The 18075-nt window shown below is 38.2% G+C and carries 12 protein-coding genes; 3 read left to right on the forward strand and 9 right to left on the reverse strand.

The features are described 5' to 3' along the window. Positions 1-81: 81 nt before the first annotated feature. The gene (locus REI64_RS03770; RefSeq protein WP_308848760.1) at positions 82-3258 is read right to left on the reverse strand and encodes a S41 family peptidase; all 3177 of its coding nucleotides are present in this window, start codon (positions 3256-3258) and stop codon (positions 82-84) included. A 62-nt stretch (positions 3259-3320) separates the two neighbouring features. Between REI64_RS03770 and REI64_RS03775 the strand changes: the two genes are divergently transcribed. The 3 genes from REI64_RS03775 to REI64_RS03785 all read left to right on the forward strand — a co-directional run bounded on the left by REI64_RS03775 (position 3321) and on the right by REI64_RS03785 (position 6411). Then, positions 3321-4604, forward strand: a complete 1284-nt coding sequence (locus REI64_RS03775) for a glycosyltransferase (protein WP_308848761.1) — start codon at positions 3321-3323, stop codon at positions 4602-4604. 311 nt (positions 4605-4915) lie between these two features. Further along, positions 4916-5665, forward strand: a complete 750-nt coding sequence (locus REI64_RS03780; protein WP_308848762.1) for a glycosyltransferase family 2 protein — start codon at positions 4916-4918, stop codon at positions 5663-5665. 185 nt (positions 5666-5850) lie between these two features. Beyond that, entirely contained in the window at positions 5851-6411 is a 561-nt protein-coding gene (locus REI64_RS03785) for a type 1 glutamine amidotransferase domain-containing protein (RefSeq protein WP_308848763.1), read from the forward strand. 181 nt (positions 6412-6592) lie between these two features. Here the strand turns inward: REI64_RS03785 and REI64_RS03790 are convergent, their stop codons facing one another. The 8 genes from REI64_RS03790 to REI64_RS03825 form a co-directional block, all read right to left on the reverse strand. Further along, on the reverse strand, positions 6593-7636 hold the full coding sequence (locus REI64_RS03790; RefSeq protein ID WP_308848764.1) for a hypothetical protein: 1044 nt from the start codon (positions 7634-7636) through the stop codon (positions 6593-6595). Between the two features lie 188 nt (positions 7637-7824). Then, positions 7825-8460, reverse strand: coding sequence for an OmpW family outer membrane protein (locus REI64_RS03795; RefSeq protein ID WP_308848765.1), 636 nt, complete (start codon positions 8458-8460; stop codon positions 7825-7827). Positions 8461-8924: 464 nt separating this feature from the next. Continuing rightward, positions 8925-9911, reverse strand: coding sequence for a pyruvate dehydrogenase complex E1 component subunit beta (locus REI64_RS03800; protein ID WP_308848766.1), 987 nt, complete (start codon positions 9909-9911; stop codon positions 8925-8927). A gap of 154 nt (positions 9912-10065) precedes the next feature. Beyond that, on the reverse strand, positions 10066-10422 hold the full coding sequence (locus tag REI64_RS03805; protein WP_308848767.1) for a VOC family protein: 357 nt from the start codon (positions 10420-10422) through the stop codon (positions 10066-10068). Positions 10423-10426: 4 nt separating this feature from the next. Beyond that, positions 10427-10981: a GNAT family N-acetyltransferase gene (locus tag REI64_RS03810; protein ID WP_308848768.1), complete on the reverse strand. Its 555-nt coding sequence runs from the start codon at positions 10979-10981 to the stop codon at positions 10427-10429. Beyond that, the gene (tnpA, locus tag REI64_RS03815; protein WP_308848769.1) at positions 10981-11415 is read right to left on the reverse strand and encodes an IS200/IS605 family transposase; all 435 of its coding nucleotides are present in this window, start codon (positions 11413-11415) and stop codon (positions 10981-10983) included. The genes REI64_RS03810 and tnpA overlap by 1 nt, the downstream gene beginning before the upstream one ends. A gap of 381 nt (positions 11416-11796) precedes the next feature. Further along, positions 11797-14634 (reverse strand): PD-(D/E)XK nuclease family protein, encoded by a 2838-nt coding sequence (locus REI64_RS03820; protein ID WP_308848770.1) that lies wholly within the window; start codon positions 14632-14634, stop codon positions 11797-11799. A 167-nt stretch (positions 14635-14801) separates the two neighbouring features. After that, positions 14802-18053 carry a UvrD-helicase domain-containing protein gene (locus REI64_RS03825; protein WP_308848771.1) on the reverse strand — a complete coding sequence of 1084 codons (3252 nt, stop codon included), beginning with the start codon at positions 18051-18053 and terminating at the stop codon, positions 14802-14804. Positions 18054-18075 lie beyond the last annotated feature (22 nt).

The following is an 18075-nucleotide window of genomic DNA, read 5'->3' on the forward strand; positions in this document are numbered from 1 at the left end:
ATGATTTCGATATCCAATTATCGGATTGCTAAATTGCTATAATCCTAACAATAAAACAATCCGACAATTGAACAATTTTTATTATTTCAAATCCTTCATAATCTCGGCAACAGCACGCTCTAACTGCGGATCTTTGCCGGCCAATCTGTCCTCAAACGTATTCTTTACGAAAATATCTGGGGCAACACCCTCTTTTTCTAGATTCTTTCCATCCATCGTATAACAACCCCAAGATGGCAAACGATAGGACGAGCCATCAACCAAACCTTTTGCCGAAGTGAAGATAATCCAGCGGTAAGTTTCTGTTCCAATAATTTTGCCCAGTTTTAAGTGCTTAAATCCTGCGGCAGTCATTTCGGCATCACTTAACGATTGTTCGTTAATTAGCAGCACAATTGGTTTTACCGCCGGACCGAAGTTACTTTGCGGTGTTAACTTTCCTCCACGATACTTCCATTGCAAATACGGGCGTTGCGATAAAAACTTCAATACCTCATCGTGTACATTTCCACCGGTATTGTAACGCAGATCTAGGATGATGGCATCTTTGTTATTTTCCTGTTCTACCATATCCAACAAGAAAGTTTGCAGCTCGCCAGTACTCATATTCTTCATGTAAGAATAAGCAATGCGATTTTTACCCCAATCATCTACATTTTTACGGTTGTTGGCAATCCATTCATCGTATAAATTTGCTTTAAGCGTAGCTGATGTTTGAGGATGGATATTCACGTTTACTGATTTACCATTACGCAAGAAAGTTAAACTCATTTCCCTATCCAACGATGGCTTGCTGAAATAATAATCCCTATCTGCTGATGGGTCTACTTTCACACCATTTACGTGGGTCAATACATCGCCAACGGCAATTTTATCTCCCAACAACATCGCACTACTTTTAGCCACTACTCTATCTATTTGGTAAGGTTTTTCGTTGTTAAAGATGATGCCCGTTTCGTTGGTTACGTAGTTCATACTCTTACGTTCTTCGGCACCAAAGCTGTTAAAGCCCATGTGCGAAGAGTTCAGTTCGCCCAACATATCGTTCAATAAAATTCTTAAGTCGGCACGGTTGTTTACATAAGGCAAATAAGCTGCGTAACGAGTTTTCATCTTTTCCCAATCTACCCCATGGAAATCATCATCATAGAAATTCTCATCTAAACCTACCCAAGTTTCGTAGAACATTTGGTTAAACTCTGCGTTCAGGTTTTTGCTGAATTTGTAGCTAAAATCTAAAGCATCCACCTTGTTCATATCAATGTTATATTTATTTACCGTACCTCTCGACAGTAGGAAATGCTTACCCGCAGCTTCTACAATTCCAAAACCTCCAGGAGCTACTTTTTCCGTTTTATTGTTTTCTAAAGGCTCGATAATTGTTCTGTAAGTACTTGCCGGCACGCCTTCGTGTGTTGATGAATAGAACACATAAGTTTTATCGCCTTTGGCCAAAACATCTGTTATATATTGCGTACCAAACGCCGGACTAACTAACTCTACCCTATCCAAAATACGTTGTGTATTGATTGTAATTAATTTTGGTACTGGTTTAGTTTCTGTTTTCTTCTTTGAAGTGTCTACAGTTTTTTTCGCATCTTTTGCTGGTGCTGTTTCTTTTGGTGTAGCTGGAGTGTTTTCCTTAAACAATTCATCAAATTTATCCGCACGGTAAGGCGTGTCATAATAGTCTAAAGCCATGCGATACACATGTGCATCTTGCATCCCGAACGGATAAGACGGCTTGGTACGAGCACTGGTAAAATAAATGTACTTCCCATCTGGAGACCAAATTGGACTAGCTTCTGTTACACCTGTATTAGTCAAATTGATGGTTTGATTTGCTTTGATATCATGCACCAAAATATCCTGCTCAAAATTGCGGAAAGCTGTAAAAAGAAGATATTGGTCATTTGGTGAGAAGCTTGGTGCTGAATTTTGGATAGCCCAGAATTCATCTTTCACTACCGTTTTACTCTGGAAAGTTTTCAAATCCATCACACGCAACTCATTTCTGCCACTCAAATAAACCGCTTGTGTTTTGGTCTTATTGAAAGCAATATCGTGGTTATTCGCTTTATCTTTCGTTAGCTGCTTGGCTACAGATTTTCCGTCGCCTACAATGGTAAACCAGTTTTGGTAGCCGTCCGTTGTTTGATTAAAAAGGATAGTTTTATTATCAGCCAGCCATTTTAATTCCAAAGCTCGTTCCCCACTATTGTTAATCTGGCGGATGAATTTTCCATCCACATCGCTTACAAATAATTCGCCTCTAGAAATGAAAGCCATTTTTTTGCCATCTGGCGATACATCGAAGTTGGAAATGTTGGCTTTTACTTCATATTCTTGTTCCTTAGTCAACACTTGGTTTCTAAAAGAACTGATGTTGATTTTCTCTGTTTTCTTTGTCGCCACATCGTACACAAACAATTGATAATCTTTCTCGAAAACAATTGTATTACCATTTGCTGCCACAAAAGGGCGCTTAATTGAAGTATCAAATTTGGTTAAAGCTGTCTTCTTTCCACCGACGAAAGTGTACAAATTATATTCTTCATTGCCTTCATCAGACACAAAGTAAATATTCCCTTTTTGGTCAATGCTAGTCCAAAAATCTTTGCCTAAATACTCGGTGTAACGCTTGTAAGTTTTTGTTTTTGGGTTGTAAGATTGGATATCAGGATTAAAAGCACCTTTATAATGTTTACGATTGGCGAAGTTTCTGCTTTCCCAAGTATCATTAAAAAACAAACTGCCATCTGGAGCTTCGGCAATGTTGTGCGTGGTGTTAAAAAAGTTATCGAACAAACGCAAGGCTGTACCGCCATTGATGCCTACCTTATAACTCGAATAGTTATTGTAACGGCTAGATGTGAAGTAAATCGACTGCGAATTCCAGCTCCAATTGTCTACTTCATCGGTTCCATCGTTAAAAGTCAATTGCTTGATTTCGCCACCAGCCATCGGCATTAGATAAACGTCGAAATTTCCATACTGATTAGATGAAAAAGCTAACCATTTACCATCTGGCGAAATTTTTGGATTAATTTCTTCACCTTGCATAGCCGTAATTCTCGATGCTAAACCACCTTTAACAGGCACTTTCCAAATGTCTCCATCGTAACTAAAAACAACGGTTTGCGCATCTGGAGACAACGCAGGATAACTCGCAAAATAAGTTTGGTTTTGAGCGTTAGCAAAAAAAGGAATGGCCAAGAATGCAAAAGCAAGCTTGCTAAACAAATTTTTATTCTTCATTTTTAATGATAGTTAGTCAATTTTAGTATCGGTTTTACAAACCTAAACATAAAAATGTATTTTTGATTGATTTGAAAGTTGTACACCTAAATACCTACGATGGCAATGGCGGCGCTGGCAGGGCTTGCTTACGATTAAGCGATGCGCTGAACAGTATTGGCATCGATTCTAAAGTGTTGGTGTATTACCAATTCGGTAACAACCCGAAAATACATAACCTCAGTAAAAGTCCTTTTGCTAAAGCCAAAGCTGTTTTCAACATCATGTCTGAGCGATATTTGGCCAAAGCTTTTTCAAAATCTGAAGTAAAAACTCCTTTCTCTTTGCAGTGGTTTGGCAAAAGCGTAATAAAAAACAAGCTAGTTCGCGAGGCAGATATAATCCATATTCATTGGGTTAACCACGGTTTTTTAAGTCCGAAGTTTTTGGCAGAATTAGATGAACTGGAAAAACCTATTGTATGGACTTTTCACGATAGCAATGCCTTTACGGGCGGTTGTCATGTGCGCTACAGCTGCGAGAATTTCCATCGTCAATGTGGCAATTGCCCGTTGTTAAAAATGAGCGGACCAAAAGATATCTCACACCAAACTTGGAAACGCAAACAGAAGGCTTATTCAGAAGTGAATTTTCACATTGTTGCGCCTAGTAGATGGATGGCGCAATCGGTTAAAGAAAGTAGTTTGTTGGGTTTGCGCCATACTTCGGTAATTCCGAACACCATTGAGGTGGATGTTTTTAAACCTTACGTAAAAGCAGAAGCAAAAAAAATATTAAAGATAGCTCCCGAGAAATTTGTGTTGATGAGTGGTTTTATGCCCTCAAAAAACGACAGGCATAAAGGCACACAATATCTAATTGATGCTTTGTTCGAGCTTTCCCGTCGACCAGAAATTCCGAACGAGCAAATAGAATTGGTAATTTTTGGTAATAAGGATGAAGCAAATGTGCCGAAATTCCCGTTCAAAACCACCTTTTTGGGAACCATTAATAAAGACGAACATTTGGCTAAATGTTATGCCGCAGCGGATGCTTTTATCACGCCATCATTAGAAGATAATTTACCAAACACAGTGATGGAAAGTTTGGCTTGCGCTACGCCCGTTATCGCTTTTACTACCGGTGGAATTCCAGATATGGTAAAGCACTTACAAAACGGCTATTTGGCCAGATACGAGGATGCTTCAGATTTAGCTGATGGTATTGAATGGTTATTTCTTCGCGAACAAAAAGAAGAGGTACAAAAGGAAGCAAGAAGAACTGTGCTAAGCACATTTGCTCCGGCTGTAATTGCAGAACAACATGCAGCTTTGTATTTGAAGTTGTTGGATGATATGCCGAAGTAACGTTTTTCCGTCATCTACTGCCTTCGTTGGCGTCCCCGCCAACGTTAAATATATTTGAGAAAGCACGTTGGCGGGGACGCCAACATGAGAAAGGTTTCCTATTCCGTCATTTCGATGAGGAGGCACGACGAAGAGAACTGAAAGAAAGCGAAGCTAAATCTAGCTCCTTTACCTAAAAATTATCTTCATAATTTTTTTGCTCCAATTTCATAGTTTTTAGATTTAACCTCGTTGATTTTCAATTCTTCTCATTCTTCGTCGAAATGACGACAAAAGCCATAATTAACAAGCAAATTCCTTAAACTTGCATTATGCTTCCCAAACTGTCTGTCATCACCATCGTTTATAATAATGCAAAGGATATCGAACGCACCATACTTTCGGTACTAAACCAAAGCTATAAAAATATCGAATATGTGGTAATAGATGGAGCTTCTACAGATGGCACCTTAAACATCATCAAAAAATACGAAAACCGTTTAGCAAAGCTCATATCTGAAAAAGACAAAGGCATTTACGATGCGATGAACAAAGGTTTGGTCCAAGCCACAGGCGATTACGTTTTGTTTATGAATTCGGGAGATGAAATCTACGAACTAGATACCGTAGAAAAAGTTTTTGCGACTGCACCAAACGCAGATATTTACTATGGCGAAACCGAAATGTATGATGAAAATTGGAATAGCTTAGGTCAACGCAGGCACCAAGCGCCCGAGACATTTAACTGGCGCAGTTTTAAATATGGGATGAATATTAGCCACCAGGCGATTTATATTAAACGCAGCTTAACCGAGCCTTACGATTTAAAATACAAGTATAGCGCAGATATCGATTGGATTATCAAGATTGCAAAGAAAGCTTCCAATATCGTAAACACCAATTTATACGTTGCTAAATATTTAGTTGGCGGCATGAGCAAGCAAAAACATCGCGAAAGCTTAAAAGAACGGTTCAAAATCTTTAGTCATTACTATGGTTTTGTTGCTAATGTGATTAACCATGTGGTAATTGCCTTTAACTTGGGCTTTTATTTCTTGAAATATAGAAGAACGAATGATTAAGGAACTATTCGTCATTGCGAGCTTGCGAAGCAATCTTTTTTACGGGTTGGAAGCTTGATATCCTAAACGTTACAGATTGCTTCGTCGTTCCTCCTCGCAATGACGGCCTAATCCAAACTTTCCCAAAACAATCCTTCCAAAACGCTTGTATTTAATATGATTGTTTTATTAAATACATAAGAAAAATGGGAAAGTTAAGCAATAAAAACATCGCCGTTCTATCAGAAAATGGCTTTGAAGAATCAGAATTATTTGAACCACTAAATAGGTTAAAAGAAGAAGGTGCCAATGTGCAAATTATATCTTTGAAAGAAGGTAGCATAAAAGGCATGAAAGACCACGAGTGGAGCAAGGAAATACAGGTGGATAAAACCGTAGCGCAAGTGAGCGCAGATGATTTCCACGGTTTGTTATTGCCTGGCGGCTTAATTAATCCAGATGCTTTAAGAGGCGATGAGAAAGCAGTGGCATTTGTGAGAGATTTCTTTAAGCAGGGCAAACCTGTAGCAGCTATTTGCCACGGTCCGCAGACTTTAATTGATGCCGAAGTGGTTGAAGGAAGAACGTTGACTTCGTACAGCTCAATTAAAAAAGACTTGATTAATGCTGGGGCAAATTGGGTAGACGAAGAAGTAGTGGTAGACCAAGGTTTGGTAACCAGCCGCAGCCCAGAAGATTTACCAGCTTTTAACGATAAAATGGTAGAAGAATTTGCAGAAGGTGTGCATGAAGAACAACATGCTTAATGCTAAACCGCTAAGTTTTTACCTAGTCATAGGGAGTTCGTCATTTCGAGCGTAGCCGAGAATTGAAAATCAACGAAGTTAAATCTTTGAAATAGTTTATATTAAATTGTATTTAAAGATTTCTCCACTCGCTTCGCTGCGGTCGAAATGACGACATAGTCCCCGAAAAGCAATTAGTTGACTACAGTTTCACCTGCCTAATGATATTCTTCAAATTTAACTCAATGATATCTGTCATATTCTCACATTCTTTGTAGGCAGCGTCTTTATAATACTCTGCCATGCTTCTTTTCAGTTTCTGAATATTTTCTTTAGTTGTCAGTTCTTCTTTTCTAGAAACATCCCTCAAATCGGTTAATCGATGGCGCTCGCTACGCACCCGATGCACAATAGAGGAAAGTTCTTCCTGTTTATATTGCTGTACGGTTTTTTCTGTTAGATGCTCCATACATAATTTTACCAAAACAAAGTTTTCCTTAAAAAATTGTGGCATATACACCTTGATATTCCCTTCGTAAAACTGCTGGTCGAAATCTATGGCTCGTATACGGAATTGAATATCATCGAAATCGGGAGTAATTTGTACTACGAAATTATAGGAGCGCATATCACCCAACAAAGTCACCAAACAACGTTCATTAAATTTTACAAATTCTTTGGCAATACGGGTTGGGTTAAAATCATCTTGATGGATTTTCCCTTTGTTGAAAACATCGCCGGGCAAGCCTACAATATGCTCTTCAATCATGGTGTCTTCGTCTACCAGATAATTGACTTGGTTTGGCGATAGAATTTCTTCCAATTCCAGGCCGTAAATTCTTGAAGAGTCTGCTTTTTTCACGTAGAAATAATCGTAAACATCGTTTAAGCGGTTTACAATTCTTATCCTAAAAGGATGCGTATTGCCAAAAGTACAGTAGTCAATTCTATCAATGTATTTATGTTCTACGATACGTAGATTTCCAGAAGCTTTTAGTTTGGCGTAAATTACCTTTAAGCCATTATGCAACTCCTCAATTTGACCTTGTGCATAAATTGGACTTTCCCAAAGCGTATCTTTCCCGTCTTTGTCCATAATTGGGAAACTTTCGGTAAAGGCTTTTAAATCATTGTAATTGATGGGCAAGCGGGCATCACGCTGGTAGGTACGCAAATATTTATGTAAGTTTTCGCTTACTGGAAATATGGGTTTCTTACGAGAAATTTTTACGTCTTTGAGTTCCATGGGATGCTATTTGATTGCAATTTAACATAATTGTACCCAACATCACAAGTTCATTCTTAGACCATTAAGAGATGAAGTATAATTTAAGAAATAACACAAAAACTTAAATAACGAAAATACTATTTAAGAAAGCCATTAAAAAGCCCCATGCTTAAAAAACATGAGGCCTATATTTGGTTTTGAAAAGATTATAATTTGATACCAATACCGAAGCTACATAACCAAGGGTCTATTTTGGTATCAGCAACTACTGTAGCGCCGCCAGCTACACTTGGAATTGTAGTGACAGTTGCATCTGTACTTAGCCAAAGTTTCTTCACATCGAAGTTTAAGAATAGCTTTTTGCTGATATCGAAATCTACTCCCAACTGCGCCGCTGGTGCAAAGGCATTTTTATAAGAGGTTTTGGCAATAGCTGGTCCATTTTTAACACCATAGAAAATGGTATAGTTAACTCCGGCACCAACATAAGGCTGTACTTGTGCGCTTACCGGCATGTGATAAGCAAAGGTTAATGTTGGTGGCAATAACCATACTTTCCCTAAGTCTACATTTCCTAAAGCGGTATTAATGGCGCTCACTTCGTGTCTAGTGGTACCTAGAATTAAATTGGCAGAAAAGTTTTTAACTAAGAAATAGGTAAAGTCTAACTCTGGAATTATTGTGTGCGAGATGTCTACACTTCCTTTAATTACACTAATGTCTGCACTTTCTTGAGGTATAACTGCGGTAGCACGTAAACGCATTCTCAAATCGCCTTTTTGTTGCGCAAAAGCGCCAAATGTTAACCCAACTAAAAAGATTAAAACTGATATTTTTTTCATATTGTTATGTTATTTATAGAGCAATATTAGCGGGTATAGCCCATGTAATTAATGAGTAATTACAGTTGTTTTAGTGATTTTGGTTACTCGGCTTTTTTTGCTTTGCGAATTTCAAAACCTTGGCGTTTAAATTTTTCGCAAAGAAAGGAAAGAGTTTCGCTAAGAACGCAAAGGCATTTGGTCAGCTTTGTCAATCTTATAGACGTGATGCTGGTAAGATTGACAAAGCTCTTAGTAGTTTCCTTGCCTTCCAAACCCGATTGTAGTGGGAATACTTTTTGTAACACATACTTTTCAAACTTCGTAAGTTTTAAAAACTTACGAAGTTTATGCACTTCCAAACACAAAAAGATTATAACGAAAAGCGGGACTTTCGGTACCGAAGCACCCGGAACCTTGCTTTTCTAAAACAAAAAATCCCGCTCTTTGCAGAACGGGACTTGATATTTAATAACTTAAAATTCTTATTTAGTAACGTACATTACTTCTTTTACCGCTTTCACAACCTTCTCTGCGTTTGGTAAACTTGCAGCGATTAAAGTTGGTGCGTAAGGAAGTGGCACATCTTGACAAGTAACACGCAAAATTGGCGCATCTAAGTGGTCGAATGCATTTTTCTGTACGTTGAAAGTAATTTCTGAAGAGATAGACGCCAATGGCCAAGCTTCTTCTACAATTACCAAACGGTTAGTTTTCTTCACAGAGTTGATGATGGTTGCATAGTCGATTGGACGAACTGTACGTAAATCTATCACTTCTGCATTGATACCGTCTTTCGCTAATTCTTCTGCCGCTGGATTTACTACACGGGTTAACATTTTACCGAAAGTTACGATGGTTACATCTGTACCTTCTTTAACCACGTTAGCTTTACCAATTTCTAAGTAATACTCTTCTGCTGGCACATCGCCTTTATCGCCGTACATTACCTCAGACTCCATGAAAATTACTGGATCTGGGTCTAAAATAGCTTGCTTTAATAAACCTTTAGCATCGTAAGGTGTAGCCGGAATAACCACTTTTAAACCTGGACAGTTTGCGTACCAGTTTTCGAAGTTTTGTGAGTGTTGTGCACCTAATTGACCTGCGTTACCAGTTGGACCACGGAAAACCATTGGCACTGAGAACTGACCACCGCTCATTGACAACATTTTTGCTGCCGAGTTGATGATTTGGTCGATTGCTACTAATGAGAAGTTGAAAGTCATGAACTCAACGATTGGTTTTAGGCCGTTCATTGCAGCTCCAATTCCGATACCTGCAAAACCTAGCTCGGCAATTGGTGTATCGATGATACGTTTGTCGCCAAACTCATCTAACATACCTTGACTTACTTTATAGGCACCATTATACTGCGCAACTTCCTCGCCCATCATGAAAACGTTCTCGTCTTTGCGCATTTCTTCGCTCAATGCTTCGCGTAATGCTTCTCTGAATTGGATTTCTCTCATTGTTTTGTTGAAAATTAACGAAGGCAAATATAATATTTAGTTTATTGCTATGCAAAGGTTTGAAAAGCTCGTAATTGTAATATTATAATTGCTACGTAAGCAGTAGAAAATGTGTTAAAACGTTTGATTTGCCAAATGAAAATTTGAAAAGGATTTATTTTTCTCCCGAGATATTTTCACCAAAATGGATGATATTGCCGTTATTATCTAAAATAGAGAACTGACGCATACCCCAAGGTTTGGTTTCTAATTTCCCATTGGGATGAATTAAGCCTAACGGTTCATATTCGGCATAAAGCTGGCTTACTTCGGTTACATTTACATAACAACCTGTATTTTTAGGAATTGTCTCATCGCTGGTTGGCCACAAATGGATTTGAATTTGGTCTCGGCTAAAAATGAGGTAGCCATCCCAATTGCTATGAAAAGTAAAACCTAACTTTTCGGTGTAGAAATTAATGGTTTCTTCGGCATTTAGTGAGGCGAGGATGGGTACTGCGGTTTGTAGCATGATATTATTGTTTATGTTTGATGTAGTACTCGGAGTTCAATTCTTCTTCCTGAAAAGTCATTTCCTTGTACACCAATCTATCAAATTGATAATGATTTCTTTGCAGGATTTTTCTAGAGTTGTCGTTGCGTGGGTCTATCTTCGCTTCGATGATTTGTAGGTTGATTTGCTCAAAACCGAATTTCTCCACTAACAAAATTCCTTCTGGCACATAACCTTTTCCCCAATAATCTGGATGTAGCATGTAACCTATTTCGGCTTTGCTCAGTTCTGGATAGAAGTTAACATAGCCCATAATTCCGTATATTTCTGATGGATTTTCGATATTGCTGATTGCCCAATTGATAGATTTTCCTTCGTTAATTCCGTTGGTTAGCATTTCTATAACACCCAAAGCATCTTCCATTGTTTTTGCCCGAGGCCTCGGAATGTAGCGCATCGCCTCTTCGTTACCTCTAATTCTCATTACATTTTCGGCATCTGTAGGCAGTACTTGCCTTAATAATAATCGCTTTGTTTTTAGCTCTGGAAATGGATGGAAGTTGAGGTTTAGCATCATTAATTCTTATTCCATAAAAATCCATATATTTTTTCAAATTCCCTTATCTCGTCATCAAATGATTTTTTAGCATGATGCTGCTCTTGATTTTTTATATAGTCAATCACTCTAGGTAAAACCGACTCGCTTACTGATACTGCAAAATAGTCGTCTTGCCATGTAAACTGCGAGTTAGCGAGCTTATGTTTGTTGATCCAAAAAGATGACTCTCCTTTTATGAGTTGAGCAATTTTAGCAATGCTTTGCTCCTTACCTAATGATATTAGGCAATGAATGTGGTCTGTGTAACCATTAACCGCTTGCAAATAGATTGATTTCTCTTTACAGTTTTGGATGATGTGTTCTTGAACTTTATATCTAATTTCCCTTGATAATAATGGTGCTCGGTTCTTGGTGGCAAATACTAAATGCACCCACATTCTGATATATGACATAGTTTTTCATTTGGTGTAAACAAGATAGGGATTTTCCATCTTATTTTGGAAAATGTGGCTAAAGCCTTTATCACATTTCTCCTAATCCGTCAGCTGAAGCAGACGGCAATGAAACCCTCAATCCAAATTGCAGAATTTGACTAAATTAGATTTGGGAACGATAGCTTCAACTTTCTATATTAAAAACAACCAACTCTGCTAAAGCAGATGGCAATGAACTACCCAAGCTGCTTTAAATCGAATAACTTTTCAGTTATCCTTGATTAGCAAAATAGATACTAAAATTCTATAAGCACTGCCGGATCGGAAAATAAAACTATTCATTGCCGTTGGCTTCAGCCAACGGAAAAAAGAACAAAGCATATTGGCTTTAGCCACATTCTAAACCCCAAACAAAGTCTTATAAATAGAATAGCTATAATTATTTGGAACTTCGCTCGCCCTAAAAGGAACATTCACATCAAACAACTCAGCCACTTTGGCCCGAAGTTCTTCCAAAAACACTGGCTTCACTTCTTCTAAATAAGCCTCAGACAAAGTCGATTTTCTGGAACGGAAGCACACATTGCCATCTGCCATAGTTTTTACCACAAAAAGATTAGGTTCTACTCCTGTTCTCTCCGATTGCCTTTCGTAAGCATAGGTATAAATCAAAGTCTGTATCAAAGCTTTATTGATGTTTTTCCCGTCCGTATCAAACAGTTTTTCAATCTCAGAAAAAGTCAATTTATCGCTTCCGGTTTTATAATCGATAATGCGGGTAACACCGTTACGTTCGTCAACCCTATCGATGAAACCAAAAAGCTTAACCTGTTCTTTTTTACCGTTTAGCTCAAATTCAAGTTCGGTACTGATTTTTTGTTCCAAACTTAAAATAGTAAATGGAGCATCGGCTTCGTCTCTATTTAAAATGATGTCTACATAAGCTTCTACAATAGCGAGAATTACTTTTTGCATTCCCGAGTATTCTAAAGTACTTTCCTCTTTGTTGGTCATCACAAAATTGAACGCCTTTGCAACCAAAGATTTAACGCTACTTCTTTTAAGTTTGATGACTTCTGGAGTAACTAATTTTTTAATTTCGGGCAGATAAAAGTACTCCATCACTTTGTGTAAAATAGAACCAATTTGGTTGGCTTCTATCACGGCAGTAACCTCTTCTGGCTCTTTAATTTCAGCAACGTAACGGAAAAAGAAATCTATCGGATTTGAGATATACATGGTTAAAGCCGATGGCGACAAAACTTTCTCTCCACTCAAATATTTTTGCAAAGCATCTTTTATTTTTGGATGGTTTTTATCAATTATTAGCTCTTCTTGAGGTTCGGTAGTTACCGTTAGATTTAGTGACGAATAGTTAAAATCGAAAGCACTTTCATACTCCAATTGCCTCAAAATACGGCTTACTTCCCCTGAATTATTTTCATCCGTTAAACCATTATAGACAAAATTGATATTCTTTGCCCGCTGCAATAGACGATAGACCATATAAGACGAAATCGCATCTAGGTTTTCCAGCACTGGCAGTCTGTAAGCTCTACGGATATTATCCGGAATAAAGCTATTGCCTAATGAGGTTTTAGGGATAATTCCTTCGTTAAAGCCTAGGAAAACTACTTTATCAAAATTAAGGTTACGACTTTCCAACAAGCCCATTAACTGTACGCCTTTCAAAGGATCGCCACTTAATGGAACCGACACACCTTGCAAGGATTTTTGTATCAACTGTACTACAAAGTGATATTCTTCGCCAGCTATAAAACCTTTCAGTGTATCGTTTAATCGGGTAAGTTCCTCTATCGTTTTAACGAATAAATCGGCATCAATTTTCTTTAATGATTTTTGTGTAGATAATCGCGACAGCAAAAATTTCATCACAGCGGATAATTCGCTAACTAGTTCAGTTGGCTCATCCACTTTGTGATAAAATTTCTCGAAAATACCGCCTTGCTTTTGTAAACGAGGCAAATCGATGCTTACCACATTGTCTTTTAACAAGGCTTCCTGGATATTTGATTTGAGTTTGGCAGTTAATCCCGTAAGCGGGTGCGTAACAAAAGCCTCCAGTGTTTGATAAGTTACTTTATTGGTTTCTCGAAGCTCTAATTGCGTACTGAGCCACAAATCTGCTAAGCCAAAAACAGTAGAACCCGATAAGGCAAAACCCATCGTAACGTTTAAATCAATATCGTCGTTTATGGTTTGCAGGGCGGGCATCAGTAAGCTTTCATCAGCTAAAATTACTGCCGTTGAACCTACTTCTTCGGTATCATCTTTTACATCAATAATTTGATTTAAAATTTTTGCTTGTGCGCTTTGACCTTGAACTTTGTAGACATTTACCTCATGCTTTTCAGAGGCAAAACTGTTTCCGTGATTTTCGAAAACGTTCTTCAGCCCAAGTTGGTTTAAGTTTTTACGCAAGAACAAACCTGCTTCCTGTAGTTCATCTTCTACGTAATAACTATCGGTATCGAAATAGAATAAGGCTTTCCCTGATTCTTGCAAATGGGTAAAAACCTTCACTTCGGCACGAGTTAAGGCATTAAAACCTACAAAAATAATTTTGCCTTTATCAAAAGATTTGATAAAATCCAACGAAGCTAAATCTGTGTTTGCCAAATGGCGATAAACCTGTCCATTGGTAATGTAGTTCTGTACTTTTAGTTCTGCGTGAAAACGATGATAAAGCTTTGGCATTCGGCGCCACATTTTAATAAAAAGCTTTTGCTGTTTTTTGTGTTTCCCTTCGCTGTACGACTGCCAAAACTGCGCTAAAAACTTGTACTGTTCTTTAGAAAGATAATCGAATTCCAAATTGATTTCAGCGATATCTTCCATTTCTCGATACAGTTTGTCTGCATCTACCAAATCATTGTCTATCTGTGCGAAATCGCTGAGCATAATTTTAGCCAAAGGGAAAAACTGACTGCTTTTCATTGGCGACAAACCTTCTTCTGCTAGCAATTCATTATACACCTTCAACAAGGTAAAAAACTGCAAGTAAAAATCGGCTACTTTTTCTTTTACACTCCCTGCAAAAAATTGTTGTATGGTATATATAGCCGGACTAAAAAATGGCTTTTGAATAATATTAGCTAAGTATTTACGCAAATAGGTAGCAGGTCTATTATTATTGAAAACGATAGCGCAGTATTGTAAATCATCGCCAAATTTGGCAAAAACATCTTGGGCAACTTCTTTTAAAAATGGGGTCATTTTAATTTACGATTTTAGATTGACGAGTTACGATTTTTATTCCTCCCTCTTTAATTCTCCCTCCAAAGGGAGACATTGGATGTCTAAGCGTTTCGCATATCCCCCTCTTGGAGGGGGTAGGGGGAGGATTTTTTATCTCATGATTTAGCAAAACTATACTTAAAACCTTAAACCTCTTTCAATTCTTGCTTTACCGCATAAAACAAATAGCTTTTCACTTTCTCGAAACCCATCTGCGTAAGCAAATCTTTATAGTTTAAAATCTGCTCGATGTGTTTGTCTGTTTGTTCTAACGTGAATTTATAATCAATAATGGTTACGCTATCTGCATGTACCACAATCCTATCTGGTCGGTGTAGCTTCCCGTTCGCATCAATAATATTTTTTTCGATGATGCTTTCTGTTGATTGTGCTAAAATTGACTTCAATTCTGGATGGTTCAGCACTTCCATCACACCGTTTTTCAAATCCTCAAATTCGTCTTCGGCAATGGCACCGCTGAGCAACATTTCCGTCAGACAATCTTCTACTTCGGCTTCATTTGTGGCGTTAGCCAAAACCTCATGCTTGATGGAACCTATACGACCAGAATGCTCAATATTCAATACATGCTGCAAATGTTTTTCTTGCGATGGCACATACAGAGCCGACAAACGATTGGTAGTTGGATATGACTCCAATTCAAATCCATTGCTCTCACCAGCTTTCACTTCTAAAACATCATCAATTATTTCATAGCGATTGGTCGCATCAAAGTCCTCTTCTTCTGCCAGATTAATTTGCGAAACAACCTGCGCCAACGCATCGCCAACCGAGGTAATCACTGAAGCGTCTTTTTTCTCCATCACCGAGACGTACAAATAATCTTTTGAGCGAGTGGTGGCCACATAAAGCATATTCAAAGCATCCAAATTGCTATCTAAAAGCTCTTTGTAATAAGCTTTGGCTACGGTAGAATTGCTGAGTTCTTCGGCAAATTTCAATGGAATACCTCCCAATTCTTTATAGGCAGTTTCCGCAGCCGAAACCCAGAAAATAGAGTTAGCCTTGGTTTTCAAATCCCAATTACAGAAAGGTACAAATACGGCTCTAAAAGCCAATCCCTTAGATTTATGGATGGTGATAATTTGCACCGCATCTGCCTCATCTGGCGATGGCAATGATTTTTTCACACCATCTTCATCCCACCAAGTGAGAAAATTAACGATACCTTTTTCGCCCATTCGGGTAGCATTGGCAATTAAATCTCTAAAAGCCAACAGGTAAGGAATATGCTGTTTCAACTTTGTAATACCATAAGCTTCAATCAGGTTTTCTACCAACTCTATCAAAGGCAATTGCATCCAGTTTTGCCAATTTTCGCAGAGCGATTTCGGTAGCAAAGCTGATAGATGAGTTAACGATTGTCCTGTTAAACCCAAGTAAGCAGTTGGTTCAATTTCTCTTTGATGTAAACGATGATACAAGGAAATACAATTGGCTTTATAAAGTGCCGTTTGCTTATCAATCCCCACCAAAACTTTTAAGGTATTGATGATTAATTCTACCGCAGAGTTATTGGCGACCATTAAGGCTTCTCCAGATAAAACTGGAATATTTTGTTCCATTAACCGGGTTACGCAGAGCATGGCTTCAAAATTGGAACGCACCAAAATGGCGATATCCTTAGCTTGGTATTTCTTTTCTGTTTTGAGGATTTTGATTTCCTCAATTACATCTTGTAAGGCAATTTCACGATACATTGTTTCAGAAAAACGCTCGTCCGCTCTCTCTTCGGGGACATCGGCTTTGCCAAAACGCTTTATTTTGATGGTGCCGCCTAGTTTGGTAAATGGCGATGGATTTTGTTTGGCTTTTTCGTAAACCGAAGTCACGATATCCGAATAGCCATTTTCATCCCACCATTCTAGTAATTCATCCGATTTTTCGGTGACATTATTATTCAACTGCTGCTGCACCACCACCGGCAACGATTGGTATAAATAGTTATTAAATGTGATGATATTTTCTGTACTGCGGTAATTCTCTTCCAGGTTATCATCGAACACATTATGCTCGCCAATTTCATGTTTGGCTTGCTGGTGAAGAATGTTCCAATCGCCATTGCGCCAACGATAAATAGACTGCTTGGTATCGCCAACAATTAAATTATCAATGTGTTTCTGACTTGGTGTAGCAATAGCATTCGATAAAATTGACCTGAAACTTTTCCATTGGTTAACGGAAGTATCCTGAAATTCATCGAATAAGAAATTACGGTATTTGCTACCTACTTTCTCCCAAATAAAAGATGGATTTTCACCAGCATCATCAGTAATTCCAGTAATTAATTTCTGCGCATCGCTGATTAAAAGGTTATCGTTTTCGTTACGGTAATCGCTCAACAACACTGCCACTTCTTGCATTAAACGCAAATAGTAAAGGTTTTTGTTAAAAGCAATGGAAAGGCTGTAAGTGGCTAAATTTTGCTCGTGAAAAGCCTTGATTGTTTTCATTTGCTTATTTAACTCACTGTAAAAAGCTGGCAAATCCACTCCTTTTTGAAACCATTCTTCAGGTTCATCAATCAATTTAAAAACGGTGTCTAACTTAGAAAAGTCACCATTGGAAACGTTTAGCACTTTCAACAATCCATTACGTGATTTTCCTTTTAATTGGTCCGCAGTAACGCCGTGGTTTTCGAAAATTTGCCAAGCCGCAGCGCCCAATTCTTTCAATCGGTCTTGAAAATGATTGATTTCTGCCTTAGTGACACTGATGTATTTTTTGAAAAGTTCGTCCAGACTATCCAATCCAAGGGTGTTCACAGCAGTTTCAAAAACCTCATAGCTGTCCTTAAAAACTTCGTTAATGAGGTTAATCAATTCCGATTTGTAGTTCCAACTTTTGTTATCGCCAATGCGCTCTAAGGCGAGGTCGATAATCCACTGCAATAATTGTTGATTATGATTTAAACTTTCATCGAGTTTCTGTACCAGTTCATCTTTTACCTTGTCGTAGTTCATTTCCAAGGTGTAATCGGCATTTAAACCCAACTCAAAAGCAAAACCGCGAATTACCTTTTGCACAAAACCATCAATGGTACTTACCGCAAAGCGACTGTAATCATGCAGAATTTTGCGATAGACTTTATCAGCTTTGAACTTTAACGTTTCAGTATTCAAATCAGGATGCGCAGCCAAAACAATCATTCGGTAATCCTCAATTTTCCTGGAAGCATCGCCTATGGCAAAACCCTTAAGCACTTCGAGAATACGGGTTTTCATTTCTTCGGTTGCCTTATTGGTAAAGGTTACCGCTAAAATTTCTCGGTATTTATTCTCGCCGCTAAAAAGTAGTGTAAGGTAATGCGCCGCCAGACTGAATGTTTTCCCTGAGCCAGCAGATGCTTGTAATATTTTGAGTGGTTTTACAGCCATGGAGTGAAGTTAACCAAACTCC

Origin of the sequence: Pedobacter sp., assembly GCF_031119335.1 — a bacterium.
Lineage (GTDB): Bacteria > Bacteroidota > Bacteroidia > Sphingobacteriales > Sphingobacteriaceae > Pedobacter.

Coding starts and splice junctions, on each gene's coding strand:
- REI64_RS03770 (WP_308848760.1), bottom strand. CDS start 3,258: ATGAAGAATAAAAATTTGTTTAGCAAGCTTGCTTTTGCATTCTTGGCC.
- REI64_RS03780 (WP_308848762.1), top strand. CDS start 4,916: ATGCTTCCCAAACTGTCTGTCATCACCATCGTTTATAATAATGCAAAG.
- REI64_RS03785 (WP_308848763.1), top strand. CDS start 5,851: ATGGGAAAGTTAAGCAATAAAAACATCGCCGTTCTATCAGAAAATGGC.
- REI64_RS03790 (WP_308848764.1), bottom strand. CDS start 7,636: ATGGAACTCAAAGACGTAAAAATTTCTCGTAAGAAACCCATATTTCCA.
- REI64_RS03795 (WP_308848765.1), bottom strand. CDS start 8,460: ATGAAAAAAATATCAGTTTTAATCTTTTTAGTTGGGTTAACATTTGGC.
- REI64_RS03800 (WP_308848766.1), bottom strand. CDS start 9,911: ATGAGAGAAATCCAATTCAGAGAAGCATTACGCGAAGCATTGAGCGAA.
- REI64_RS03805 (WP_308848767.1), bottom strand. CDS start 10,422: ATGCTACAAACCGCAGTACCCATCCTCGCCTCACTAAATGCCGAAGAA.
- REI64_RS03810 (WP_308848768.1), bottom strand. CDS start 10,981: ATGATGCTAAACCTCAACTTCCATCCATTTCCAGAGCTAAAAACAAAG.
- tnpA (WP_308848769.1), bottom strand. CDS start 11,415: ATGTCATATATCAGAATGTGGGTGCATTTAGTATTTGCCACCAAGAAC.
- REI64_RS03820 (WP_308848770.1), bottom strand. CDS start 14,634: ATGACCCCATTTTTAAAAGAAGTTGCCCAAGATGTTTTTGCCAAATTT.
- REI64_RS03825 (WP_308848771.1), bottom strand. CDS start 18,053: ATGGCTGTAAAACCACTCAAAATATTACAAGCATCTGCTGGCTCAGGG.